This window comes from Veillonella atypica, from assembly GCF_041431435.1.
GTDB lineage: Bacteria > Bacillota > Negativicutes > Veillonellales > Veillonellaceae > Veillonella > Veillonella atypica.
Genome location: NZ_JAPVXV010000002.1, coordinates 12,786 through 34,486, shown reverse-complemented (window position 1 = coordinate 34,486; position 21,701 = coordinate 12,786). Strand labels below are relative to the sequence as shown.

Sequence of the window (21,701 nt, the reverse complement as noted above, 5' to 3'; positions counted from 1 at the left end):
CTGGATAGCGCCTTTTTCGTTTGTCCGTTCCTCTGTAAAGATCAAATTTTAATGATAGGTGAAAATATATGTTAAACAAATTAATGAATAAAATTTTAGGAGGAACTGTGAATACAACAGATAATCAACATACTGCACAAGTGACTGCAGTAGAGACGGCTCCGTCTGCTCAAGGTGAGCAAAAACCAACGCGCCGTCGTACCAACACACGTCGATCTGTGGGAGAACACCGCAATACAGAAGGTCGTCGCACTGGTGAACGCCGTCATACAGGCGAAGCTAGTCAAAATGGCGAAGGCCGTCAACGACGTACGACACATACAAGAACGAATACACGTCGTCAACGTCCAGCAGAGCAAGGCGAACAACAAGGTACAGAACGTAAACCTCGCCAACCTCGTCAAAACCGTACAACTCGAAGCGGTGAAAATACACATCGTACTGAACGAAATGGCGAGAATACTCGTAATACAAGAAATACACGTAATACGCGTACACGTAATGCGAATGATAATAATCGTAATGAAAATACTAATAACCGTCGTACGCGCACTAACAACCGTCCGATGACTCGCAACCAAGAGGTTCAATCCGATTTAATTGGTCGTCAACCAGCGGGCTCCAATAAGGGTAAATTTCAAATTATCCCTCTTGGTGGTCTTGGTGAAATCGGTAAAAATATGACCATTTTTCAATACGAGGATGAAATCATCGTTCTTGATGCAGGTCTTGCGTTCCCTAGTGAAGACATGCTTGGCGTAGATATCGTTATTCCTGATATGAGCTATATCATTGAGAATAAGGACCGCGTGAAAGCAGTCGTTATTACCCATGGTCACGAGGACCATATCGGTTCCTTAGCGTACCTTATGAAGGAAATTAACTGCCCTGTATATGCTACAAATCTTGTTTGTGGCTTGATTGAAGGTAAGTTTAAAGAGCATAAAGTATCTCCAAAATGCCTTCGTACGATTGCAGCAGGCGATGAAGTGCAAATCGGTCAAGTGAAGGTTGGTTTTATCCAAACTAATCATTCCATTCCTGACTCCGTTGCGGTGTACTTCGATACACCTATCGGTACTGTACTCCATACAGGGGACTTTAAAATCGACCAAACACCAGTTGATGGCAAATTGATGGATATTCATAAATTCGCAGAACTTGGCAACAAGGGCGTACTAGCATTGATGTCCGATTCTACAAATGTAGAAAAACCTGGTTTTACTGGTTCTGAAAGCTCCGTTGGACCTGCTATTAAACAAGCTGTAGGTGCTGCAAAAGGCCGCGTCGTTTTGGCTACATTCGCATCTAACGTATCTCGTATCCAACAAGCAATCGATGCGGCGGTTATGTTCAACCGTAAGGTTGTCGTTATGGGTCGCAGCATGGTAAATGTTACAGAAATCGCACAAGAACGCGGTTATTTGAATATTCCACCAAATACGATTATCGACGTAGATGTAATGCACAACTATACAGATGATCAAATCATGATTTTAACAACTGGTTCTCAAGGTGAACCGATGGCGGGCTTATCCCGTATGGCTACAAGCAACCACCGCACTGTAGAATTGGCACCAAATGATACTGTTATTATCTCTGCTACACCAATTCCAGGCAATGAAGGTGCTGTTGGTAGAACTATCGATAACTTACTTCGTCTAGGTTGCCATGTTGTATATGGCAAAGATCGTGGCATCCACGTATCTGGTCATGCGAGCCAAGAAGAGCTTAAAACAATGCTCAACCTTGTGCGTCCAGAATACTTTATCCCGGTTCATGGTGAGTACCGTATGTTACGTCGTCATGGTGAACTTGGTGTGGCTATGGGCGTAGACCCTAAGAAGGTCCTCATCGGCGATAATGGTCAAATCTTTGAATTTGATAAAGACGGTGGCCGTAAGGGTGGCCGTGTACAAGCGGGTGCTATCTTCGTTGATGGCCTTGGTGTTGGTGATGTTGGTAATATCGTTATTCGCGATCGTCAACAATTGGCACAAGAAGGCATGGTTATCGTTGTTATGGCCATGGATACTGCTTCCGGTACCATCATTGCAGGCCCAGATCTCGTATCTCGTGGCTTCGTATATGTACGTGATGCAGAAGAACTTATGCTTGAAGCAGAACGTCGCGTTCATCAAGTATTAGATGATTGTGAAGCACAACGTATCAAGGACTGGACTACAATTAAACAAAATGTTCGCGATGCATTGGGTAAATTCTTCTATGACAAAACACGTCGTAGACCTATGATTTTACCAATCATTCAAGACGTACACTAAATAACATATCCCTCTCAAGCAGAATGCCGTGATTACATGGCGAACAGTCTTGAGGGGGATATCTTTATTATTTTGAGACACCATAAGTAGCGTAGTTGCTGTAGTTATCTACTATATAGGGTATTTGAAGTTACTTTATTAAACTGCTATAATTAAAAGATAACTAGTATCCTTTTAGTGTTGAATGGAGTATTATGAAACAAACAAATACAAGAGCTATGGTGGAAACGGCGTTTTTAGCGGCCATCGTAGTTGTATTAACCGTTATAGGCGCTAGTCTTCCTGTTTTATCTCTGTTAGCTACTATCGTAGCTCCTGCGGCGATTGCTACAGTAGGGATCAGGTGGGGCGTTCGTTATAGCTGCTCTGCGGCTGTAGTAGCCTTTGTCATTGTTTCCATTTTATTGGGACCATTGACAGCTGTAGGAACAATCTTGATGTATGCAGTACCAAGCATTTTTATTGGACTCGGTTTTCGTAAACGTTGGTCCCCTTTAAAATTAATCTTGGTGCCTACGCTAGCATTAGCAGTGACTACTATTATTACACTCTTAGCATCAATGTCTATTATGTCTGTTGATTTACAGACATCTATTCAAAATATTGGTGATGAAGTACAAAATGCATTTATAGACACAGTGAAACAACAATCGCTGCCACCAGAACAGACAGAGCTTTATATACAACAAATACAAGCGAGCTTAGTACAGATTAAAAGGATGCTTATTACTTATGCGTTTTGTGCGTTTGCTGTTACGTCCTATATCTTGGCACGGTTTACAGCATATATTGCAAAACGTACTAATAATCCTGTACAACCATTGCCTGCTATTTCAACCTGGCAAATACCTGTTTGGACGGCTGGTGTATTGGCTGTAGGTCTTATTATTATTTATGGCTCATCCTTTGTTGGTATCAATAATGAGCTGCTTACAACTGTTGGTATGAACATTGCTTTATTTGGCGCCTTTGCTTGTGGCCTTAATGGTATCGCTTCTTTGCTTGGCGTTTTAGAAGGGTATGGTGTATCAAGGGTATTAAAAATTGTTATTATAGCTCTTTTATATGTCATGATGCCAATATCTCTAGTAACGTTTGGTGTTATGGATATGTTTTTAGATTTACGATCTCGTTTCAATCAACGAGGTTATTAATAGAAAGGAGGTTACTATGAAATCCTTTCAACGAAGATGGGAAGCAATGGAATGGACCTTTATTGGTGTCATCATTCTATTAATCTTAATCATCGCTTATTTAAATTGGCTATTAGCCATATTGTCAGTCATAGTGGTGGTTGCTGTATACTTGATTAATTACAATACCATCCACAATCGTCGTCGCTTAGCACGCGAACAATTTGGTGCTATGATGAAGAATGTGACGCAGGCGGCTAACTTTGCATTACAAAACTTACCGACCGCTATTGTACTTGTCAATAAGCAAGGTACATTGGTATGGAATAATAGTGTGTTTGCCGATTGGGTTCCGGTGGACTGGAATAAATTGCAAAAAATGTCCGCTTTGATTCCTGGATTTAGAATTGATAAGATTTGGGGCAAATCGGGGTTCTTGAAAGAGCAATACGGAGATCGCTATTTCCAAGTGGTGTACAAGTTCATCGACCCTCGCGATACAAGACCTGATGCAGATCCTAATGATGAATTAACGGAACATGCGGTTATGGCTTTGTATTTTAAGGATATTACAGCCATTGAGAAGGAACGTATTAAGGCGCAAGAAGAACAGCCTGTATGGGGCATGATTCAAATCGATAATATCGAAGAATTGACGAAGGGCCTCAGCGATAGAGAATATACAAATCTATGGGCGGAAATCAACAATATCGTCGTTGATGAAATCGATAAACACGAAGGTTTCATTCGGAACTTCCAAGATGATATGTACACATTTGCCATTTCTCGGGGCGCTTTGCAAGACATGGAAAACAACGGCTTTAGTGTGCTTGAACGTATCCGTAAATTGCCTTCTCCTCGTCAAGTGCCTGCTACGATTAGTATCGGGATTGGCGAAAATGCAGGCTCTGTTAAGGATGTGTCCGAACGTGCTCGCGCAGCCCTCGATATTGCCTTAGGGCGCGGTGGTGATCAGGTTTGCATTATGGATGGTGAAAGCACCCGCTTCTTCGGAGGCAATACAGCAGGTGTTGAAAAAAATACGCGCGTTCGTGCTCGTGTGGTTAGTCAAGCTATTCATGAATTGATGAATGATTCTGATAAAATCCTTGTTATGGGTCATCAACGTGAGGACTATGATGCATTAGGCGGTGCTATTGGCGTCGTATCAATTGCACGTACTCTTGGTAAAGAGGTGCGATTAGTACTTTCAAAAGAAACAAATGCTATCGATAAAATGGTACATGTTCTTGTGGAAGACGAATTTTGGAAAACTCATATCATAACGCCTGCAGAAGCAAAATTGTGGGCTGATGCGAATACATTGGCCATCGTTTGTGACACGCATAGAACACCGATGGTAGCAGCGCCAGAGGCTCTTGAAGTATCTGAGCGACGCATTGTCATCGATCATCATCGTCGAGCAGCAGATTTTATTGAAAATCCATTGCTTACGTATTTGGAACCAGCTGCATCATCTACGAGTGAGCTCGTAACAGAACTTGTACAATATGCAGGAGTTCCTGTGAAAATTTCAAAAGCGGAAGCCACAGGTATCTATGCGGGCATCGTATTAGATACGAAAAACTTTAATCAACAAACTGGGGCACGTACCTTCGAAGCGGCAGCGTTCTTACGTCGTGCAGGGGCGGATATTGAACGGGTAAAAGAATTATTTATTGAAACCTTCGATTCTATCCAATTGCGTGCTAAAATGGTATTTGAAGCCAATCGTACCGAAGGTATTGCTATTTCTGTGGCACCAGCAGGTATGAAGGATATGATGGCATTGGCCGCACAAAGTGCGGATATGCTCATCAGCAATGAAGATATTGAAGCAGCCTTTGTACTTTACTCACTTAATGATGGCGGTATCGGCGTCAGCGCTCGATCCAAAGGCAAGGTAAATGTACAAGTTGTAATGGAAGCCTTGGGTGGTGGCGGTCACAGAACAGTGGCTGGTGCCCAACTACAAGGTATGACGATAGAGGAAGCGAAGGCGGCTATTCTAGATAAAGCGCTAGAAGCCCTTCATTCCGCTGAAAAAGAGGAGGAATAACAATGAAAGTAGTATTGTTAGAAGATGTAAAAAAAGTTGGTAAAAAAGGCGAAATCGTTGAAGTAAGTGACGCATATGGTCGTAATGTATTGATTAAAAAAGGCCTTGGTCTTGAAGGTACAGCTACGAATGTAAACAATGCACGTCAAAAACAAGAATCCATTGCACATAACAAAGCTGTTGCCAATGATGAAGCTAAAATCTTAGCAGCTCAATTGACTAAGGTTGAAGTTACTGTTAAGGTTCGCATGGGTGAAGAAGGCCGCGTATTCGGTTCTGTGACTGCTAAAGATATTTCCGATGCAGCGAAATCTCAATATAAGGTAGATATCGATAAAAAGAAAATCGAAATTAAAGAACCGTTGAAAACATTAGGTGTTCATGATGTAGTGGTTCGTGTACATCCAGAAATTACGAGCACTATCAAGGTTAACGTAGTCGCTGAATAATCTTCGAATCACCATGCTCACAGAGTGTGGTGATTCTTTTTGTGCATAGAAGAGGCGTGACGCACGCTTTCATAGGGAAGATACTCATATTCTAGTTAAGGGGAGAAGAACATGGACGTACGCATACCACCGCATAATGAGGACGCGGAAAAGGCCGTATTAGGGGCATTGTTAACAGATGGTTCATCATCTGGCGAAGCCGTTGATCTGGTAACAAGTATCGTAGATCGTGATGATTTTTATCGTGATACGCATCGGATCATTTATGATGCTATTTTAAATCTTGTAAAAAGCAACAAGACCGTAGATTTCATTACGTTAAGTGAAGAACTAGAACGACGTAAAAAATTGGATACCGTAGGTGGCATTGCTTATATTACATCTCTTGCGAATGAAGCGACAGGCTATAATATTGAAGAACATGCGCGCATTATTGTAGAAAAAGCACAGATGCGCCGCCTCATTGATGCAGGTAATAAGATTGTCGGTATGACCTATGCTGGTGAGGATGAACCAACCGTTATTATGAATAAGGCGGAACAACTCGTTCTTGATGTAGGTGGTCAAACACAATCTGAATCGACGTTTTCACCAATCAGGGATATAGTCCTTACGAATATTGATAGACTGAACAAACTGCAACAACATAAGGGGTCTATTACAGGTGTACCAACTGGATTTAGAGATTTGGATTTCAAGTTAAATGGGTTACAACGGTCGGACCTTATTCTCGTAGCGGCTCGTCCGGCGATGGGTAAGACGGCTTTCACCTTGAACATTGCTCAAAATGTAGCGATGGGGATTAAGCGGACTGTAGCATTCTTCTCTCTAGAAATGTCCAAGGAACAGTTGGTAGGACGTATTTTGTCCTCCGTGGCCGGTATTGAATCAGACAAGTTGCGCAAGGCTGACATGGACCCTAATGATTGGGGAAAGGTGATGGCTGCGGCGGATGAGATGAGTCAAGCCAGCCTGTTTATCGATGATACGCCAGGACTTACGGTGCAGGATATGCGCGCTAAGTTACGCCGCCTCAAGGTAGAACATGGTCTTGATCTTGTTATCGTCGATTATATTCAGCTTATGCAAGGCCGTAGCTCCGGTAAGGGCAGTGAAAATCGACAACAAGAGGTATCTGAAATCTCTCGTAACCTAAAACTGATTGCTCGTGAATTTAATGTGCCTGTTATTGCTTTGTCTCAGTTGTCTCGTAGTGTTGAAAGCCGCCCAGACAAGCGTCCGGTATTATCTGACCTTCGTGAATCTGGTTCCCTTGAACAAGATGCGGATATCGTTATCTTCTTGTATCGCGATAAATACTATGATGAAAATTCTGAAATGGGGGACGAGGCAGAGGTTCTTATCCGTAAACACCGTAATGGTGCTATAGGGACGGTAAGACTTCTATTTATGGGCGAATTGACGCGATTCCTTAATACGGTAGACGAAGAAAAAGTTGGCCCAGAACAATAAATGAATGAACTCGGTGTTGTATATACGTAACACCAAAGAATTTCAAAGCACAAAGGTATCTATTATTAGAAATATGTCTAATGATAGATACCTTTTTTATAGTTAAAATTATCTATATAATAGCAAACATACGTTTGAAAATATTGCGTATTTTTGTTATACTAATGATAGAAATTATGGAAATACTAATTTTTGTGAAAGTCAATCCATTAGCGTTTTAAGGAGGTGTTGGTATGGGTTCAGCTGATACAAATCGGATGTATATGTGCATTGATTTAAAGAGCTTTTACGCATCTGTAGAATGTGCCGATTTGGGGGTAGATCCATTTACGACACCGTTGGTGGTGGCCGATAATTCTCGTGGCAAGGGTGCGATTACGTTAGCCATCTCTCCAGCACTTAAGAAACTAGGCGTTAAGAATCGGGCTCGGTTGTTTCAAATTCCTTCTCATATTGAATATATTACGGTAAAGCCACATATGAAGAGGTATATGGAGGCTTCGGCCCAGATTTATAGAACATTGCTAAACTATGTATCACCTGATGATATCCATGTCTATTCCATTGATGAATATTTTATCGATATTACGCCATACATGAAATTATATAAGAAAACGCCTCGTCAATTGGCACAGCTTTTGCTTGATGCGGTACTCGAGGCTACTCATATTTACGCTACTGTTGGCATTGGGACTAACTTATTCCTCGCTAAAATTGCCCTTGATATACTGGCGAAGCATGCGCCGGATTTTATCGGGTATCTTGATGAAAGCCTTTTTAAAGAGCAAATTTGGCATCATCAGCCCATTACAGATATTTGGCAAATCGGCAGCGGTATCGCCAATCGTTTGCGTAAATTTGGCGCCTTTGATTTGTATGGCATCACCCAAGTACCGGAACATAAATTGTATAAGGAATTTGGTGTGAACGCGGAGCTGTTAATCGATCATGCGTGGGGCCGTGAAAGCTGTACCATTGCCGATATTCACGCCTATAGACCGTCTAAACATTCCCTTTCACAAAGCCAAATTCTATTGCGCAATTATACGGCTGATGAGGCGCGATTGCCCATGCGTGAAATGGTAGAGTCCTTAGTCCTTGAACTGCTACAGATTAAGGCGGTTACAAAATGTATTCATGTTCATATTGGCTATGCGGCAGAGGATCTAAAGTCCACTGGTGGATCTAGGACCTTAGCGCATTATACGGACTCATTTCAAGAGTTATGTCCAGCTGTACTAGCCTTGTTTGATAAAAATAAACGGCCTCATGAGTTGATACGACGCATTGCCGTTAGCTTTGAAGATTTAGTTAATAAGGCCGCTGTACCGACTGAAATGGACCTGTTTAGTAATGCATTAACGGATATAGCAGAGCAAGAGGAACATATACAGAAAACCATGCTGAATATTAAAGGACGTTTTGGTAAAAATGCTATCCTTCGTGCATCTAGCTTGCAAGAAGAAGGGACCATGCAGTTTAGAAATACATTGGTAGGCGGTCATAATGGAGAGTAGATTTTACAATAGGAATTGATGTATTGCGTGAGGGAAGGTATACATTCATGAAACATCGGATGTCGCGCTTGCAACGGGCTAAACAATTTATGCCTTTTGCGGCGTTAAAGGGATTTGAAGCATTGCTGGCAGCCGTAGCACGGCCTAAGGAGAATCGTGTAGAGCTATCTGAGGACCAAATCGATGAATTAAATAAGACATTGCAAGCCATACGCTGTGGAGACTGGGTGCGAGTCGTTTATTATGATAATCATAAGTATGTAGAAATCATAGGGCCGGTAGATATGATTAGTGAAAGTCAACAAATTTTATCTATAGGAAAAAATATTTCTTTTTCTGATATAAAAACAATAGAGGTATTTTTTTAAGTGGGTAATCCTATTATTTTTATATAGGCCTATTAAGATGAGAATATATCAATATCGAAATATGTTATAATTACAAGTATATACTACTTCATCTTTGTTATATGGGGGGCCGAAATGAAACTTGCTAAATCAGGAAGTGTTTTTAATATGGGAGATACTTCTATTCGTGTTCAAGAAGTTGTAGAAGTTAATCGATTAATTCTTAAGGTTTTAAATGGTTTCATTAATAGAATCCCTAAATGGGAGAGAAATAATAGTGCTCAGGCTGAGTTTTATAAATTGTTTATTAGTGAGGTTCAGCGCTTAGAGGAGAAGAGTGGAACCGGTTTATTTCAGAACTTATCTCGAAATTTAAGAGGTTCTGATTTAGATAAGAGAGGGAGAACCCTAACAAATGCTATAGTTAAATCTGGATTAATTGATGACAGAAGAAATGTTTCTAAGGTAGCGAAAGTTTATTTAGAAGAGAATCTTAAGGCAGATTCTATAGAAGAACTTTTAGGATTATCTCAAGATAACCTACTATATTTTAGACAATATATGAAGTTACGGGTCTATGATTCAGAAACTGATAAATATTTTTATTGTTTTAGATTTGCATTAAAGTTTTTGTGCCGATATGAAAATGTAAATAAAAAGCATTTTTTTTCTATTTTGGAGAGTATTCGGCCTAATATAAGTCAGGAGAAATTAAAGCGAGTTCTTGAATCTTATGAAGATGTAGTTAGTGAACGGAGTACGTTTGAGTCATATTGGAAGAAAAATTTTTTTAATGATTTTATAGATAAAGACGATAGTTTATTTGTTCGACAAATGTTTGAAAACGAGGATTATTCAGATGAGAATTTTATTAGAGCATTTCCGAATAGAAAAAGTAGTGAAATATCTTTAGAATATAAAAAGTTTATACTTTCTATCTTTGATTTTTTAGCTAATAGGTCTGTAGAATCTCTTTCACGATTAAAGCGTTTATCTACAGTCGATAAGATAAAAAAGGCTTTTGGCTTAGGGAAAAATCCATTTAACTTTAGTAGAAATAAAGAAACTGTAGAGTCATTTTGGAATAATAATAAAGATAATAGATTATTGTCTGGAAATTATGAAGATATTTATAACCAGTTTATACTATCTAAAACGGAGGATATAATTAGAGAGTATTCAGATATGTGTTATAGATACTTTAATATAACAGGAATTATTAACTTTTCAAATGATTTGGTAAACCTTAATTTCCGATATATTATAAAACCATTATTAGACAACTTAGGCGAAAAATTTAAATTAATTGGTGTCTCTCCACGTGAAGAGTATGAGCTTAATCTTGAAAGTCCCTGGTTTTCTAATATAGCACTAACTCGAATTTTAGCACTATCTAAAGATGAAATTAAAAAAATTTTTGAAGATATTGGATCTTGTTTAGGTATTAGCACAGATAAATTAGATGATAATCTCCCTTTAGTTGTAGAAAATCAAAGAGAAAGTGAATATAGGACGTTTATTGAGAAACGATTTCCAATTAATATAGTTATTGATATTTTGAATTATATTAAGAATAGAGATGACTCTCAAGTTGCTAGGCTAGTAACTGAAGAAGCTACGATTCCAACTATTTATGAATATATACTTACTATTGCTTGGTATTATTTATCAGATAAAAAAGATTTTAAAGTATATAAGATGTTTGGTGTATCTTTAGATGGTAATAAACTTCCGTTAGTTCATAAAGGAGGTGGAGCGGGTGATATTGAGGTTGTTACTGATAGTAATGCCACATTAATCGAGGCAACGTTGATGGATAGTAATACTCAAAAACGGGGCGAGTTAGAACCTGTAATTAGGCATTCAGTTAATTTTGCCTTACAACACAAGTCAAAACAAGTACAAACTATTTTTATTGCAAATGAATTAGATCCTAATGTAATTAATATTTTTAGGAGTATTAAAAATGTCGAGTTAAATGGTACTCTTATAGAGGGGACATATTTAGGGCTAAACATTTTTAGTTTTACTACTGATGAATTAATACAATTATTAGATAAAAAGATTTCTAGTGAAACTGTATTGGAAGTTCTAGAAAAATTTAATAAAGAGGAAATTGATGTTATTAGAAATGATTGGAGAATTCCGATTATTAAACATCTTTTAACTTAAGAAAAACCGATGAATTGACATGTCCCCTTTTTACTGATTGTCCAGTAAAAAGGAGACATATCAAATTTTCATCGGCTTTTTATATTCCTTAATATTAATAATTAGTTATTAGGACTTCGGTTGTAGATTGTTTTGAAGCAGTGGATTGGTAATTAGAATTATTGTAGTTATGGTTTAAGTAGTGAATTTTATATTGTTTAGCCCATTTCTTTAGTAGATGGTTTGTTTTGCCTTTATGGACTAATACGTTAGATAATGCAAATCGTATATTTCTATTATCTAAATCTGTTAGGAAGTTAAGTAAATCTATCTCATCGTTCTCTGACCAACCACCATTTTCATTATAAGAGGCTGTAGATAGTAAATATGGTGGATCAATATAAACAAAGTCGTTTGAGGAAAATGAGTGATTTTTGTATTTTCTAAAATCAGAAGCAGTAAATACAATGTCATTTGACTTTAATGCTTCTATAAACTGACATAGTTTATTTTTCATATTGATATTAAAATCACGTTTTCCGACAGGCATATTAAATTGTCCTATATTATTAAATCGAATTTGATTGTTAAAGGCGAAAGTTATAAGAACATAAAATGCAATCCATTTATCCCCGTTTTTAAAAGTATGATTATTAAAGTCTTTTCTTAGTTTCTCATAGTTCTTTTTGTTTACATCCTTTAATCCTTGAGATGAATTAGCGTTATAAAATGAATATCCATATTTATCTGTTTCTGAGAGTTGATAATCATTTAGTAATCTGGAGATTTTGGTCAATAGATTGGATATATTAGACTTAGATAGAAATTTATATAATTCGATAATATTAGTGTTGATATCATTAATAAATAGGCGACCATTATTTTTTACGTTGAGTGCAACATTAGCTCCGCCAGCGAATAAATCATAAAAATCGTGAATATCATTAGGAAATAAAGGGAGAATTTGATTTAATAATTTTGCTTTACCACCAGTATAATTAATTGCGGATTTTGTGAATTTATTTGAATTGCCAGACTTAGTTACTGTGCATAAGTATAGAATCTCTTTGTGATTATCAATATGCGTTTTCCCGGTAGTGAAGGCTTGAAATGGTTGTTCGAAAATTTGGACGGAGCCTCGAGATTTTAAGATATCAATAATTTCCGTTTCTGATATTTTAGAATTAGAGCGACCATTTCCTTTTTGTGCCATATTGTTATAGGATACTAATATATATTTGGCCTTAATTTTTGAAATAAGGTCGGCAAATGCTTCAGGAGCCTTTTGGGTCGAATATGAAGATTTGATATGGGAACGATCCATTTTTTTTGCTACACCATAAACTTTGGGGAACTTCCAATCTATAATGTTCTCTAATAAATGATATGCATCGCTATATTGACGAGAGTTGTAAGGTGTATCAATATAAATTAAGTCGGGGGTTATTTGTTTTACTAGTTCATTAGCATCCATGTTGTAAATTTTATTATTGTTTGTATAGTGGCTAATCTTAGGTACTTTTAAATAGATGGGAGTAAATGAATCCATCTTTTTTCTATATGCATCATAGTGACCTACAGTGTTAGCAACTTTGTCCATAGCATACAATAAGGATGTTAATAGTATTGATCGTTCACGAGGCGACACTTTTAAGTTTTCTATTTCTTCACGGATGAGGCCGATTTTTCTTGCATTTTCATTGGAGAAATATAACCCACCAAAATTTATAGAGACATAATTATCATTTGTAGGAGATAATTGATTAAGATATTTAATATATTTTTTGATTTTCTTTTCGTTAACTGGATCACTACCGAACCATGTATCATATGAAATGACGTTAGAATGTAAAATATCATTTATAATAATTTGCATTCCTTGTGTATAGAAGGCATGTGCAACGACTCCAGTCCCCCCGAAGATATCTGCAACTATTTTTACATTAGAAGTGTGCTTTTTTACGATATTTAGAATAAATGGGAGCAATTTTTGCTTTGAGCCAAGATATCTGCGATTGGAGATTAGTAAGTATTCATTATCACTTTTTTCGATAAGACTTTTGTGCATTTGTTTTGCGGTTAAAATGTTAAGAATATTTTTCTCATCAGATGGTAACCAATCAAATTTGTTGTTTTTACCTGTCGTAGGTCTAGAGAGTAATCCTTTTTTCATCCAATTATAGAGAGTTTGTCTAGTTATATGATATTTTTTTTCTATTTCAGCTGTTGATAGACCCATTTTAAAATTACCTTTATGCATCACCATTTTTTTACAACTAATATAGTAACATATAATGCTACGTACAACAATAGATTTTATATTGGAATATGAGCGTTTTATTCAGAGGCCTATATAAGTATATCAATAGGTATTGACATTTATTCTCCTTCACTATAAAATAACATATGAAAGAACATTCATATGTTATTTTAATTCATATAGGATGAAAGCTTTCTGTGCTTTCAAATATAGATAAAGGAGATATCATGGAAGAAACATTACTTCTAAAGAATTTAAACTGTCCGAACTGTGGAGCGAAAATCGAAGATCGTATCCGTAAAATGGATGTGGTAGAAACAGCTAACTTTACACTTGCTACCCATCAATTAAAATTAACTGGGTCTTGGGAGGACCGTGAGGCTCTTAAGCGTGACATTCAAGATATCTGTGATGCTATCGAAGAGGGCGTAACAGTAGCTGATTACGAACGTAAATCTAAAGCGGCTGTGGATGATGGCCGTGAAAACAATCAGGACAATGACTCTGTAACAATTGCAGTTATCGTAGTAGGTCTATTATTTATGATCTATGATGCATTGACTTCCTTTGTTCCATCCATCGGATTGCCAGAATCTATTGAAACTCCGATTTACTACGTTGCTTATGTACTCCTTGCATTTCCTGTATTGCGTACAGCCGCGCGTAATATCTTAAAGGGTGAAATATTTGATGAAAACTTCTTGATGTCCATCGCTACATTAGGTGCCATCGCTATCGATGCATTGCCTGAAGCGGTTGGTGTTATTTTATTCTACCGTATCGGTGAATTCTTTGAAGAAAAAGCAACAGATCGTAGCCGTACAGAAATCATGAATGCTGTAGATATGCGTCCTCAAGAGGTGCGTGTTGTAGATACATGCGGCGGTGGCGAAATTGTAGTTATGTCCCCTGAAAAGGTTGAGGTGGGCTGGACTATTGAAGTTCGTCCTGGCGATTTGATTCCTCTAGACGGTACGATTCTTGAAGGTGAAACTCGCGTCAATACGGCTCCTGTAACCGGCGAACCAGTACCTGTTCGCGCAGAACCAGGTACACAATTGATGTCTGGCTGTATCAATGAAACTGGCCGTATTACGATGCGCGTCGATAAGGTTCTAGAAGAATCCATGGTTACTAAAATTCTTGATGCTGTTGAAAATGCGGCTGCATCGAAACCTAAAATCGATAAATTCATTACGCGCTTTGCTCGTGTATACACTCCAATCGTAGTAGCCCTTGCCCTTGCTGTTGCGATTATTCCATCCCTCATTACTGGCGAATGGCATAGATGGATTTATACAGCCTTAACATTCCTTGTTATTTCTTGTCCATGTGCATTGGTGCTAAGCGTGCCACTTGCATTCTTCTCCGGTATTGGTAACGCATCCAAACATGGCATCTTGCTTAAAGGTGGTCGTGTTATCGAAGCATTGGCTAATGTGAAAGCAGTAGCTCTTGATAAAACAGGTACTATTACATCTGGTGAGTTCAAAGTTCACAACGTAGAAACTGTAGGCTCCCATGTAAGTTCTGGTCAATTATTATCCATGGCGGCAGCTATCGAAGCTGTATCTACACATCCAATTGCAACAAGCATTGTTTCTGAAGCAAAAGATCAAGGCCTTACAGTGGAACCTTCCGATTTCGTTCAGGAATTAGCTGGCGAAGGCATGGTAGGTATGGCAGATGGTCAACAAGTACTTGTTGGTAACCGTCGCCTTATGGAACGCTATGATGTACAAGGCTATCCAACAGAACCTGCTGAATACGGTACAGAAGTTCTTGTAGCCGAAGGTAATACATACCTTGGCCGTATTATCATCGCCGATGAAGCTCGTCCAGATTCTGCTGAAGCGATTGCTGATCTTAATCGTCAAGATATTAAAACTGTTATGCTTACGGGTGATGCTGAAGCAAGCGCTAACTATATCGCCAAAGAAACGGGTGTAAGCGCAGTACGTGCTCAACTATTGCCTCAAGATAAATTGTCCGTTGTTCAAGATATTCGCTCTGAATATGGTCCTACCATGTTCGTAGGCGATGGCATCAATGATGCGCCAGTTCTTGCTGGTGCTGACGTAGGTGGTGCGATGGGTAGCGGCGCTGATGCGGCTATCGAAGCGGCCGACGTTGTGTTCATGCGTCCATCTTTGACAGCTATTGCACATATTCTTGATTTGTCCAAATCAACATTGCGCGTGGCTTGGCAAAACGTTGTATTCGCCATTGCTGTTAAAATCCTTATCATGTTGCTTGGCATTTTAGGCTATGCATCCATGTGGTGGGCTGTATTTGGCGATACAGGCGTATCCATCCTTTGTATCTTAAACTCTGTCCGCATCTTGAGTAGAAAATAATACTGATAGATAATAAACTGCTCCTACATTGTATTAGGCAATGAGGAGCAGTTTTTCTATGTAAAACTTTCACAAGAGAATTGAATAGTACACCTAAATAGTATATAATTTTAAAGATGAGATACAGTATTTTCGCTCGGAAGGAGGGATAACATGATTACGGTGTACAAGCACATAGAAGAAGAATTAGTAGCCGATTACACGGTATCAGATGCCACAAAAGGTTCATGGGTAAATTTGGTGAACCCAGACCCCGATGAGTTATCCCTTATCAATATCCTAACGGAAATTCCTACAGACGTATTAAAGACCGCCCTCGATATGGAAGAACGTTCTCACGTGGAGTTAGAGGACAATTATATCTTTGTTGTTATCAATATTCCTGTTGTTCGCGGCAATGATATGTACGATACGGTGCCACTTGGTATCTTTTTGACGCCAGATTTCTTTATTACCATCTGTTTAGAAGAATCTGAAGTGCTCTATCCGTTTATTTCTAATCAGATTTCTACGTTCTATACGTATAAAAAGACTCGTTTTTTGTTCCAAATTTTGTATCGCACGGCGACCATGTTCTTGCGTTACTTGCAACAAATCAACCGTCGTACCGACGATATCGAAGTCCAATTGCGTCATACTACAAAGAACAAGGACTTCTTCCAATTGTTGGAATTACAGAAATCCATGACATACTTTACGTCCGCTTTGCGTACGAATGGTACCGTTATGGAGCGTTTATTGCGCTTGCGTGGTCACAGTTCCTATAAACACCTTCTCAAGATGTATGAGGAAGATGAGGATCTATTAGAGGACGTTATCATCGAGAATAAACAGGCCATAGAAATGGTTGAAATGTATTCTAATATCTTGATGAACATGATGAACGCCTTTACATCCATCATTTCAAACAACCTTAATATGGTTATGAAAATGTTGGCAGCCTTGACGATTACCTTGGCCGTACCTACCATCATCTTTAGCTTGTGGGGGACCAACGTGCCATTGCCGTTTCAAAACGATGAAAATGGTTTCTACGAGGTTGTGGGCATCTCCGTGGCCTGTTCCATCGTGGCCATCATTGGCATGTGGAAAAAAGATCTTTTCTAAGATAATAACTATAATAGATATGCTGAAAGCTGGCTTTAGGCCAGCTTTTTTGTTTCTAATATAAGTAGTTCTACATGGGAGATATCTGAGGTTACTTATATTCAATTGTTGCACACTTCAATACAAATCTGCTATAATATACCATTATGGAGAGGTGTCCGAGTGGTTTAAGGAGCTGGTCTTGAAAACCAGTGACTCCGCAAGGGGCCGTGGGTTCGAATCCCACCCTCTCCGCCATTCAATTTTATACTTATAGTATCAAAAGCAGTACTACTAGACGTATGATTGGCCGCTTGGCTATTGCCACTCTGTGCCTTAACGTTAGTAGTACTGCTTTTTTGTCCTATAACCCCTAAATATTAGTGTATAAATAACTTAAGTAGGATTATTGCTGCTGCTGTACATAAAGGTACAGGTAGTATGATAAATAGAAAGAATTTGAAAAACTCTTTCTATTTATAGTATGATAGCTCTATATGTTATTTTTCTATAGAAAGGAGCTCGTATGAGTAGAATTGGTTTCTCGCGAACTCAGATTTTAATTCTCGTCAGCGTTTGGCTAACATTTTTAATTAGCTTTGTTATGCGTCTATCTTGGGCGTCATTGATGCCGATTGTCAATGAAGCATTGAATTTTACGCCACAAATGGGGACGACCTATTTATCCGCCTTTTACATGGGCTATGCCATCATGGTATTGCCAGGTGGTATTTTAGCGGATAGAATCGGTTATCGTTATACTATATTGGTTAGTTTACTCGCTATGGCAGTCATTACCGCATTGATGAGTACCATTGATAATTATACCTATGGATGGGTGTTGCGTTTCTTATTAGGTATCGTATCCGGTCCTGTACAAGCCTCTTGCTTGAGTGCTATTGGGGATTACTTTGGTCCTAATCAACGTGGCGCAGCCGTTGGTATTTTCATGTCTTGTACATCGCTTGGGGTGGCGACTGTAAATTTATATGCCCCTTATGTAGCAACGAATTATGGTTGGCAAAATGCATTCCTCTTAACTGCTATGTTGCCAGTTCTTATCTTTATACTTAGCTACTTTACAGTTCGTAAGCCAAGTGCTGAAATCCTAGCTCAACGTGAAGCGGAGGCTCATGTCGAAGCGGTTCCTGTAGGGGACAAGCCATCCATAAAAGAAAACTTGCTTCACGTGTTAAAAAATCACAATATTCGTTGCCTTGCGTTTGCCGGCTTTTTCGCTACCGGTGCTACATGGGCGGTGGCTCAATGGTCAAACTTGTACATGGTAAAACAACTAGGTGTTAATGCCATCTATGCAGGTCATGTTATGTCCGCTTTTGGCTTGGCTGCACTTATTGCAAAGCCAACCATTGGTATTTTATCCGATATTTTGCCAATTAAGAAAAATCATTTAACAGCACTCGTTATGTTCTTATTTGGACCGGCCTTAATACTCTTTGCGAGCACCACAAACCCAGATATGCTCTTTATTACAGGTCCAATTCTTGGTATTGGCGCATTCATGCACAGTGCGTTGACGAATGCTCTCGTTGTACAATCAGCAGAACCTCACTTGCGAGGTACTACGGCAGGTTTTGTAAACTTATTCAATCAAATCGGTGTTATGTTGGCTCCTATGATTTTAGGTAGTATGCTAACCGCAACTGGTAGCTATAAATCTGCATTGATGACCCTTGCTATTGCACCAGTTATCGGTGCTATTGCCTTGTTCTTTGTAAGACTAAAAAAATAAATTTCGCTTGTGAAAGCCATAAAACAAACCCTCATCGATAACGATGAGGGTTTTCGTGTTTCTAAATGTTTTGGTAAATAATAATTAATGAGGACCTTGACCACCACCATGGACACCATTCCCGCGACCACCGCCATTACGACCGCCGTTGTCACGATTACCATCGTTGCGATGATTATCACGATTCTTGTTATCTCTAAAACCTTGAGGGCCAGGAGGTCCTTGTCGATCTGGAAGAGCCATATTTTGATTAGATGGTTGGAATTTACCCGTTTGAAGTGCATTTAAATTTGGTGAGAAGCGCCCACGATCACCTAAGCTATCTGGGTTAGGTCCGCCTATATGACCTGGTTGCAAGCTTGGTTGCATATTAGTTGGAGGTGCTGGAGGTGCTGGTATAACACGATCCATTGGCGTAGAAATAACAGCATCTGTAGGAGGCATGAGACCAAATAATACGGTCCGTGTCTGTTGATCGACTACAGGAGGGAATACTTGAGGTGGAATATATGGATTATCATATGTATAGGTAATCTTTTCCATCTCTTTAGACGTATTATAGATAAATTCCCCAATGCGTTGTGATGGGCTATTTGGGGCCGCCACATGTTGACCGTAATCCTTTGCTAACCGTTGTTGCGGTAATGTATCGATAGGATATCCGTTTTCCGCATAGAATGTTGGTTTCGATATTTTCCACGCAGTCATCGTTACCGTTGCATTAGGTTGTTGTCTATAAAATGTGAAGTTTGTATCATAGTCTGCAATTACGTTATTTTTAGTGTATAAGCTCAATAGTCGAGCTTGTACCGTTTTATAATTAGCAGCAGTCTGTTTTGTATGAATTGAGCTAAGGTCGACATACATATGCTCGGTATCGCTAGAATACGCTAGCTGATACTGAGTGGGCTTTTGCTCTATTTCGTATTGTGATATGGCAAATCCCGATTGCGAGGTACACAATAGGGTTCCCACGAGAGCTAATAAATATTTCATTATAATTCTCCTCTCCATGTGAAAAAAGTGTACCATGGTGTACTTAAGAATACATGAAAATGAGTAACATATTGTACTTTATACATATATATTTTACAATGTAGATGAATTAATGTACAGGGAGGAATTTATGAATATAATATGTTTTGGAGATAGCATCACCCGTGGATATGATGTGAGAGAAGGTCTCGGTTGGGTTGAGCTATGTAGCGCTGCACTACCCGTATATCATATGGAAAATCACGGCATCGATGGACTATCTGTGCAAGGTTTAATCAATTATTTAGAATTCTGGTGTATCGACAAGTCCTATGAGGAGGATCGATATATATGCATTATGTGCGGTACAAATGATATTTTGCAAAATCGCGATAGCGACTACGTATATAACAAGCTCATTAAAGCCGCTACCATAGCCGGTGAAAAGGGACATGTTATCCTGGGCCTTGAAACACAAATCGATAGTGAAATGGATGGACTTAATCATGTGGTAGTGGACGTAAACCGTCGTTTACAAGAATATGCAAGAGAACATGGTTTACAAACTATCGATTTTTATACCGTTCTTCATGAAGCCGATCAAATCGGTCAAATCGTATTTGCCGGAGAGGTTCATCCAAATGAGCGAGGCTATCGCTTGATGGCCTATAAGGCATTGGAAACATTTACACGATTATAGTAGAAAAGAGCACGTTCCTGTAGGATGTGCTCTTTTCGTTATATGTAGTGCTCGACATACGTCGTACACTGAGGTCTATTATTTTTGTTTAGATGTTTTGTCAGCTGCAGCGTGTGCAGAAGCTGCGATAGCGTAAGCAGTGCCTTTCACAAGTTCATAAGTTTCACCACTGTTACCAGAAATTGTTACAGCTGCTACCGTATCATCAGTGATGGCGAACATAGCTGTTGCATATGGATGTTGTGCACCATTTGGTACTGTTACCGCGCCGGATTTTACAACGATGAAACGACCATTATTATTGTATACATCGTAGTTAGCCGCTTGTTTTACGCCATCATAGCTTTCATTATAAGCGAACAATGTGGAAACTTCGCCCAATGTTACTTGGCCAGATTGTTGCATAGCGCGTAATTTGGATGCAGCTACGGATGTAGGTTGTGTCATGTTAACAGTAACGCGTAAGGATGTGTTGTTTACGATGGCTTCTGTAATAACATTTGTTGTAAATACATTGGCGATGCCGTTACCAGCACGGTTGTAAGAACTTGCAGTTTTTACTTGGTAACCATTTGTATAAGCTGGTAAATCGAATGTATAAGAACGACCATTCAACAATACATCAAATGCGTTCAATTGGTTATTTCTGTATGTGGATACATAACCGCTGCCGCTTTTGCTGAAAGTAAGTGTAGCTGGTGCATCTACAGCTTGTTGTTGAGGGGCATTAGGGTTTGGAATTGGATCCATGATTTGCATGCCTACAGCTGTTGTTTGTGGAGCCACGAAGATTGGGTCGCCTAATTCTTTGGAAACAGGCATTTGTTGGCTCATATCACCTGCTGTATAAGGAACAGCTGGCAATGGGGAATAGTTAGGGCGCGGAGGCATTGCTACATAGCTTGCTTGTGTAACAGGTGCACTGTTTACAGGTGTGTATTCATATTGAGCTTGTTCTGCTGCAGCGCGTTCATAAGCGCGTGCATTTGCATCCATAGATGCGGCAAATGCAGAAAAAGAAACTGTTGTTGCTGCCAATACGGCAAATACCGTTGCAATTCGTTTTGTATTCATAATAAAGACTCCTAATCTCACATTTTTACAAATAACACTTCATCTAGGTTTCATTATACATGATGAATGTCAATATGTAAATAAA

General features: G+C 38.9%; 15 protein-coding genes and 1 tRNA gene. 13 read left to right on the top strand and 3 right to left on the bottom strand.

Annotated features, from left to right (window positions below):
* Positions 1–68 precede the first annotated feature (68 nt).
* From O3598_RS02840 to O3598_RS02805, 8 genes are all read left to right on the top strand, one after another.
* The gene (locus tag O3598_RS02840; protein WP_371451695.1) at positions 69–2,282 is read left to right on the top strand and encodes a ribonuclease J; all 2,214 of its coding nucleotides are present in this window, start codon (positions 69–71) and stop codon (positions 2,280–2,282) included.
* 194 nt (positions 2,283–2,476) lie between these two features.
* A complete protein-coding gene (locus tag O3598_RS02835; RefSeq protein ID WP_005384554.1) occupies positions 2,477–3,436 on the top strand; it encodes a DUF2232 domain-containing protein in 960 nt (319 codons plus the stop codon).
* 16 nt (positions 3,437–3,452) lie between these two features.
* Entirely contained in the window at positions 3,453–5,474 is a 2,022-nt protein-coding gene (locus tag O3598_RS02830) for a DHH family phosphoesterase (RefSeq protein WP_371451693.1), read from the top strand.
* A gap of 2 nt (positions 5,475–5,476) precedes the next feature.
* On the top strand, positions 5,477–5,923 hold the full coding sequence (rplI, locus tag O3598_RS02825) for a 50S ribosomal protein L9 (RefSeq protein ID WP_275249516.1): 447 nt from the start codon (positions 5,477–5,479) through the stop codon (positions 5,921–5,923).
* Positions 5,924–6,034: 111 nt separating this feature from the next.
* On the top strand, positions 6,035–7,396 hold the full coding sequence (dnaB, locus tag O3598_RS02820; RefSeq protein WP_281742036.1) for a replicative DNA helicase: 1,362 nt from the start codon (positions 6,035–6,037) through the stop codon (positions 7,394–7,396).
* 233 nt (positions 7,397–7,629) lie between these two features.
* Positions 7,630–8,913: a Y-family DNA polymerase gene (locus tag O3598_RS02815; RefSeq protein ID WP_371451690.1), complete on the top strand. Its 1,284-nt coding sequence runs from the start codon at positions 7,630–7,632 to the stop codon at positions 8,911–8,913.
* A 47-nt stretch (positions 8,914–8,960) separates the two neighbouring features.
* Entirely contained in the window at positions 8,961–9,281 is a 321-nt protein-coding gene (locus O3598_RS02810) for a YolD-like family protein (protein ID WP_316578996.1), read from the top strand.
* A 114-nt stretch (positions 9,282–9,395) separates the two neighbouring features.
* Complete coding sequence (locus tag O3598_RS02805; RefSeq protein WP_371451688.1) at positions 9,396–11,432, top strand: AlwI family type II restriction endonuclease; 2,037 nt, start codon at positions 9,396–9,398, stop codon at positions 11,430–11,432.
* Between the two features lie 94 nt (positions 11,433–11,526).
* On the opposite strand, the gene O3598_RS02800 is transcribed toward O3598_RS02805, so the two are convergent.
* On the bottom strand, positions 11,527–13,650 hold the full coding sequence (locus tag O3598_RS02800) for a Dam family site-specific DNA-(adenine-N6)-methyltransferase (RefSeq protein WP_016476365.1): 2,124 nt from the start codon (positions 13,648–13,650) through the stop codon (positions 11,527–11,529).
* Between the two features lie 248 nt (positions 13,651–13,898).
* Here O3598_RS02800 and O3598_RS02795 point away from each other — a divergent pair, with 248 nt between their 5' ends.
* From O3598_RS02795 to O3598_RS02780, 4 genes are all read left to right on the top strand, one after another.
* Positions 13,899–16,028: a heavy metal translocating P-type ATPase gene (locus O3598_RS02795; RefSeq protein ID WP_227068333.1), complete on the top strand. Its 2,130-nt coding sequence runs from the start codon at positions 13,899–13,901 to the stop codon at positions 16,026–16,028.
* Between the two features lie 153 nt (positions 16,029–16,181).
* On the top strand, positions 16,182–17,135 hold the full coding sequence (locus O3598_RS02790) for a magnesium transporter CorA family protein (protein ID WP_227068334.1): 954 nt from the start codon (positions 16,182–16,184) through the stop codon (positions 17,133–17,135).
* Positions 17,136–17,283: 148 nt separating this feature from the next.
* Positions 17,284–17,372 (top strand) — tRNA-Ser (locus O3598_RS02785).
* Between the two features lie 268 nt (positions 17,373–17,640).
* Positions 17,641–18,867, top strand: coding sequence for an MFS transporter (locus O3598_RS02780; protein WP_371451686.1), 1,227 nt, complete (start codon positions 17,641–17,643; stop codon positions 18,865–18,867).
* Between the two features lie 84 nt (positions 18,868–18,951).
* Here O3598_RS02780 and O3598_RS02775 read toward each other — a convergent pair whose 3' ends face one another.
* Positions 18,952–19,863 carry a hypothetical protein gene (locus tag O3598_RS02775; RefSeq protein WP_371451684.1) on the bottom strand — a complete coding sequence of 304 codons (912 nt, stop codon included), beginning with the start codon at positions 19,861–19,863 and terminating at the stop codon, positions 18,952–18,954.
* 130 nt (positions 19,864–19,993) lie between these two features.
* On the opposite strand from O3598_RS02775, the gene O3598_RS02770 reads away from it, so the two are divergent.
* Positions 19,994–20,542, top strand: coding sequence for an SGNH/GDSL hydrolase family protein (locus O3598_RS02770; RefSeq protein ID WP_371451682.1), 549 nt, complete (start codon positions 19,994–19,996; stop codon positions 20,540–20,542).
* A 78-nt stretch (positions 20,543–20,620) separates the two neighbouring features.
* Here the strand turns inward: O3598_RS02770 and O3598_RS02765 are convergent, their stop codons facing one another.
* Positions 20,621–21,616 (bottom strand): hypothetical protein, encoded by a 996-nt coding sequence (locus O3598_RS02765; RefSeq protein ID WP_371451680.1) that lies wholly within the window; start codon positions 21,614–21,616, stop codon positions 20,621–20,623.
* Positions 21,617–21,701: the final 85 nt, after the last annotated feature.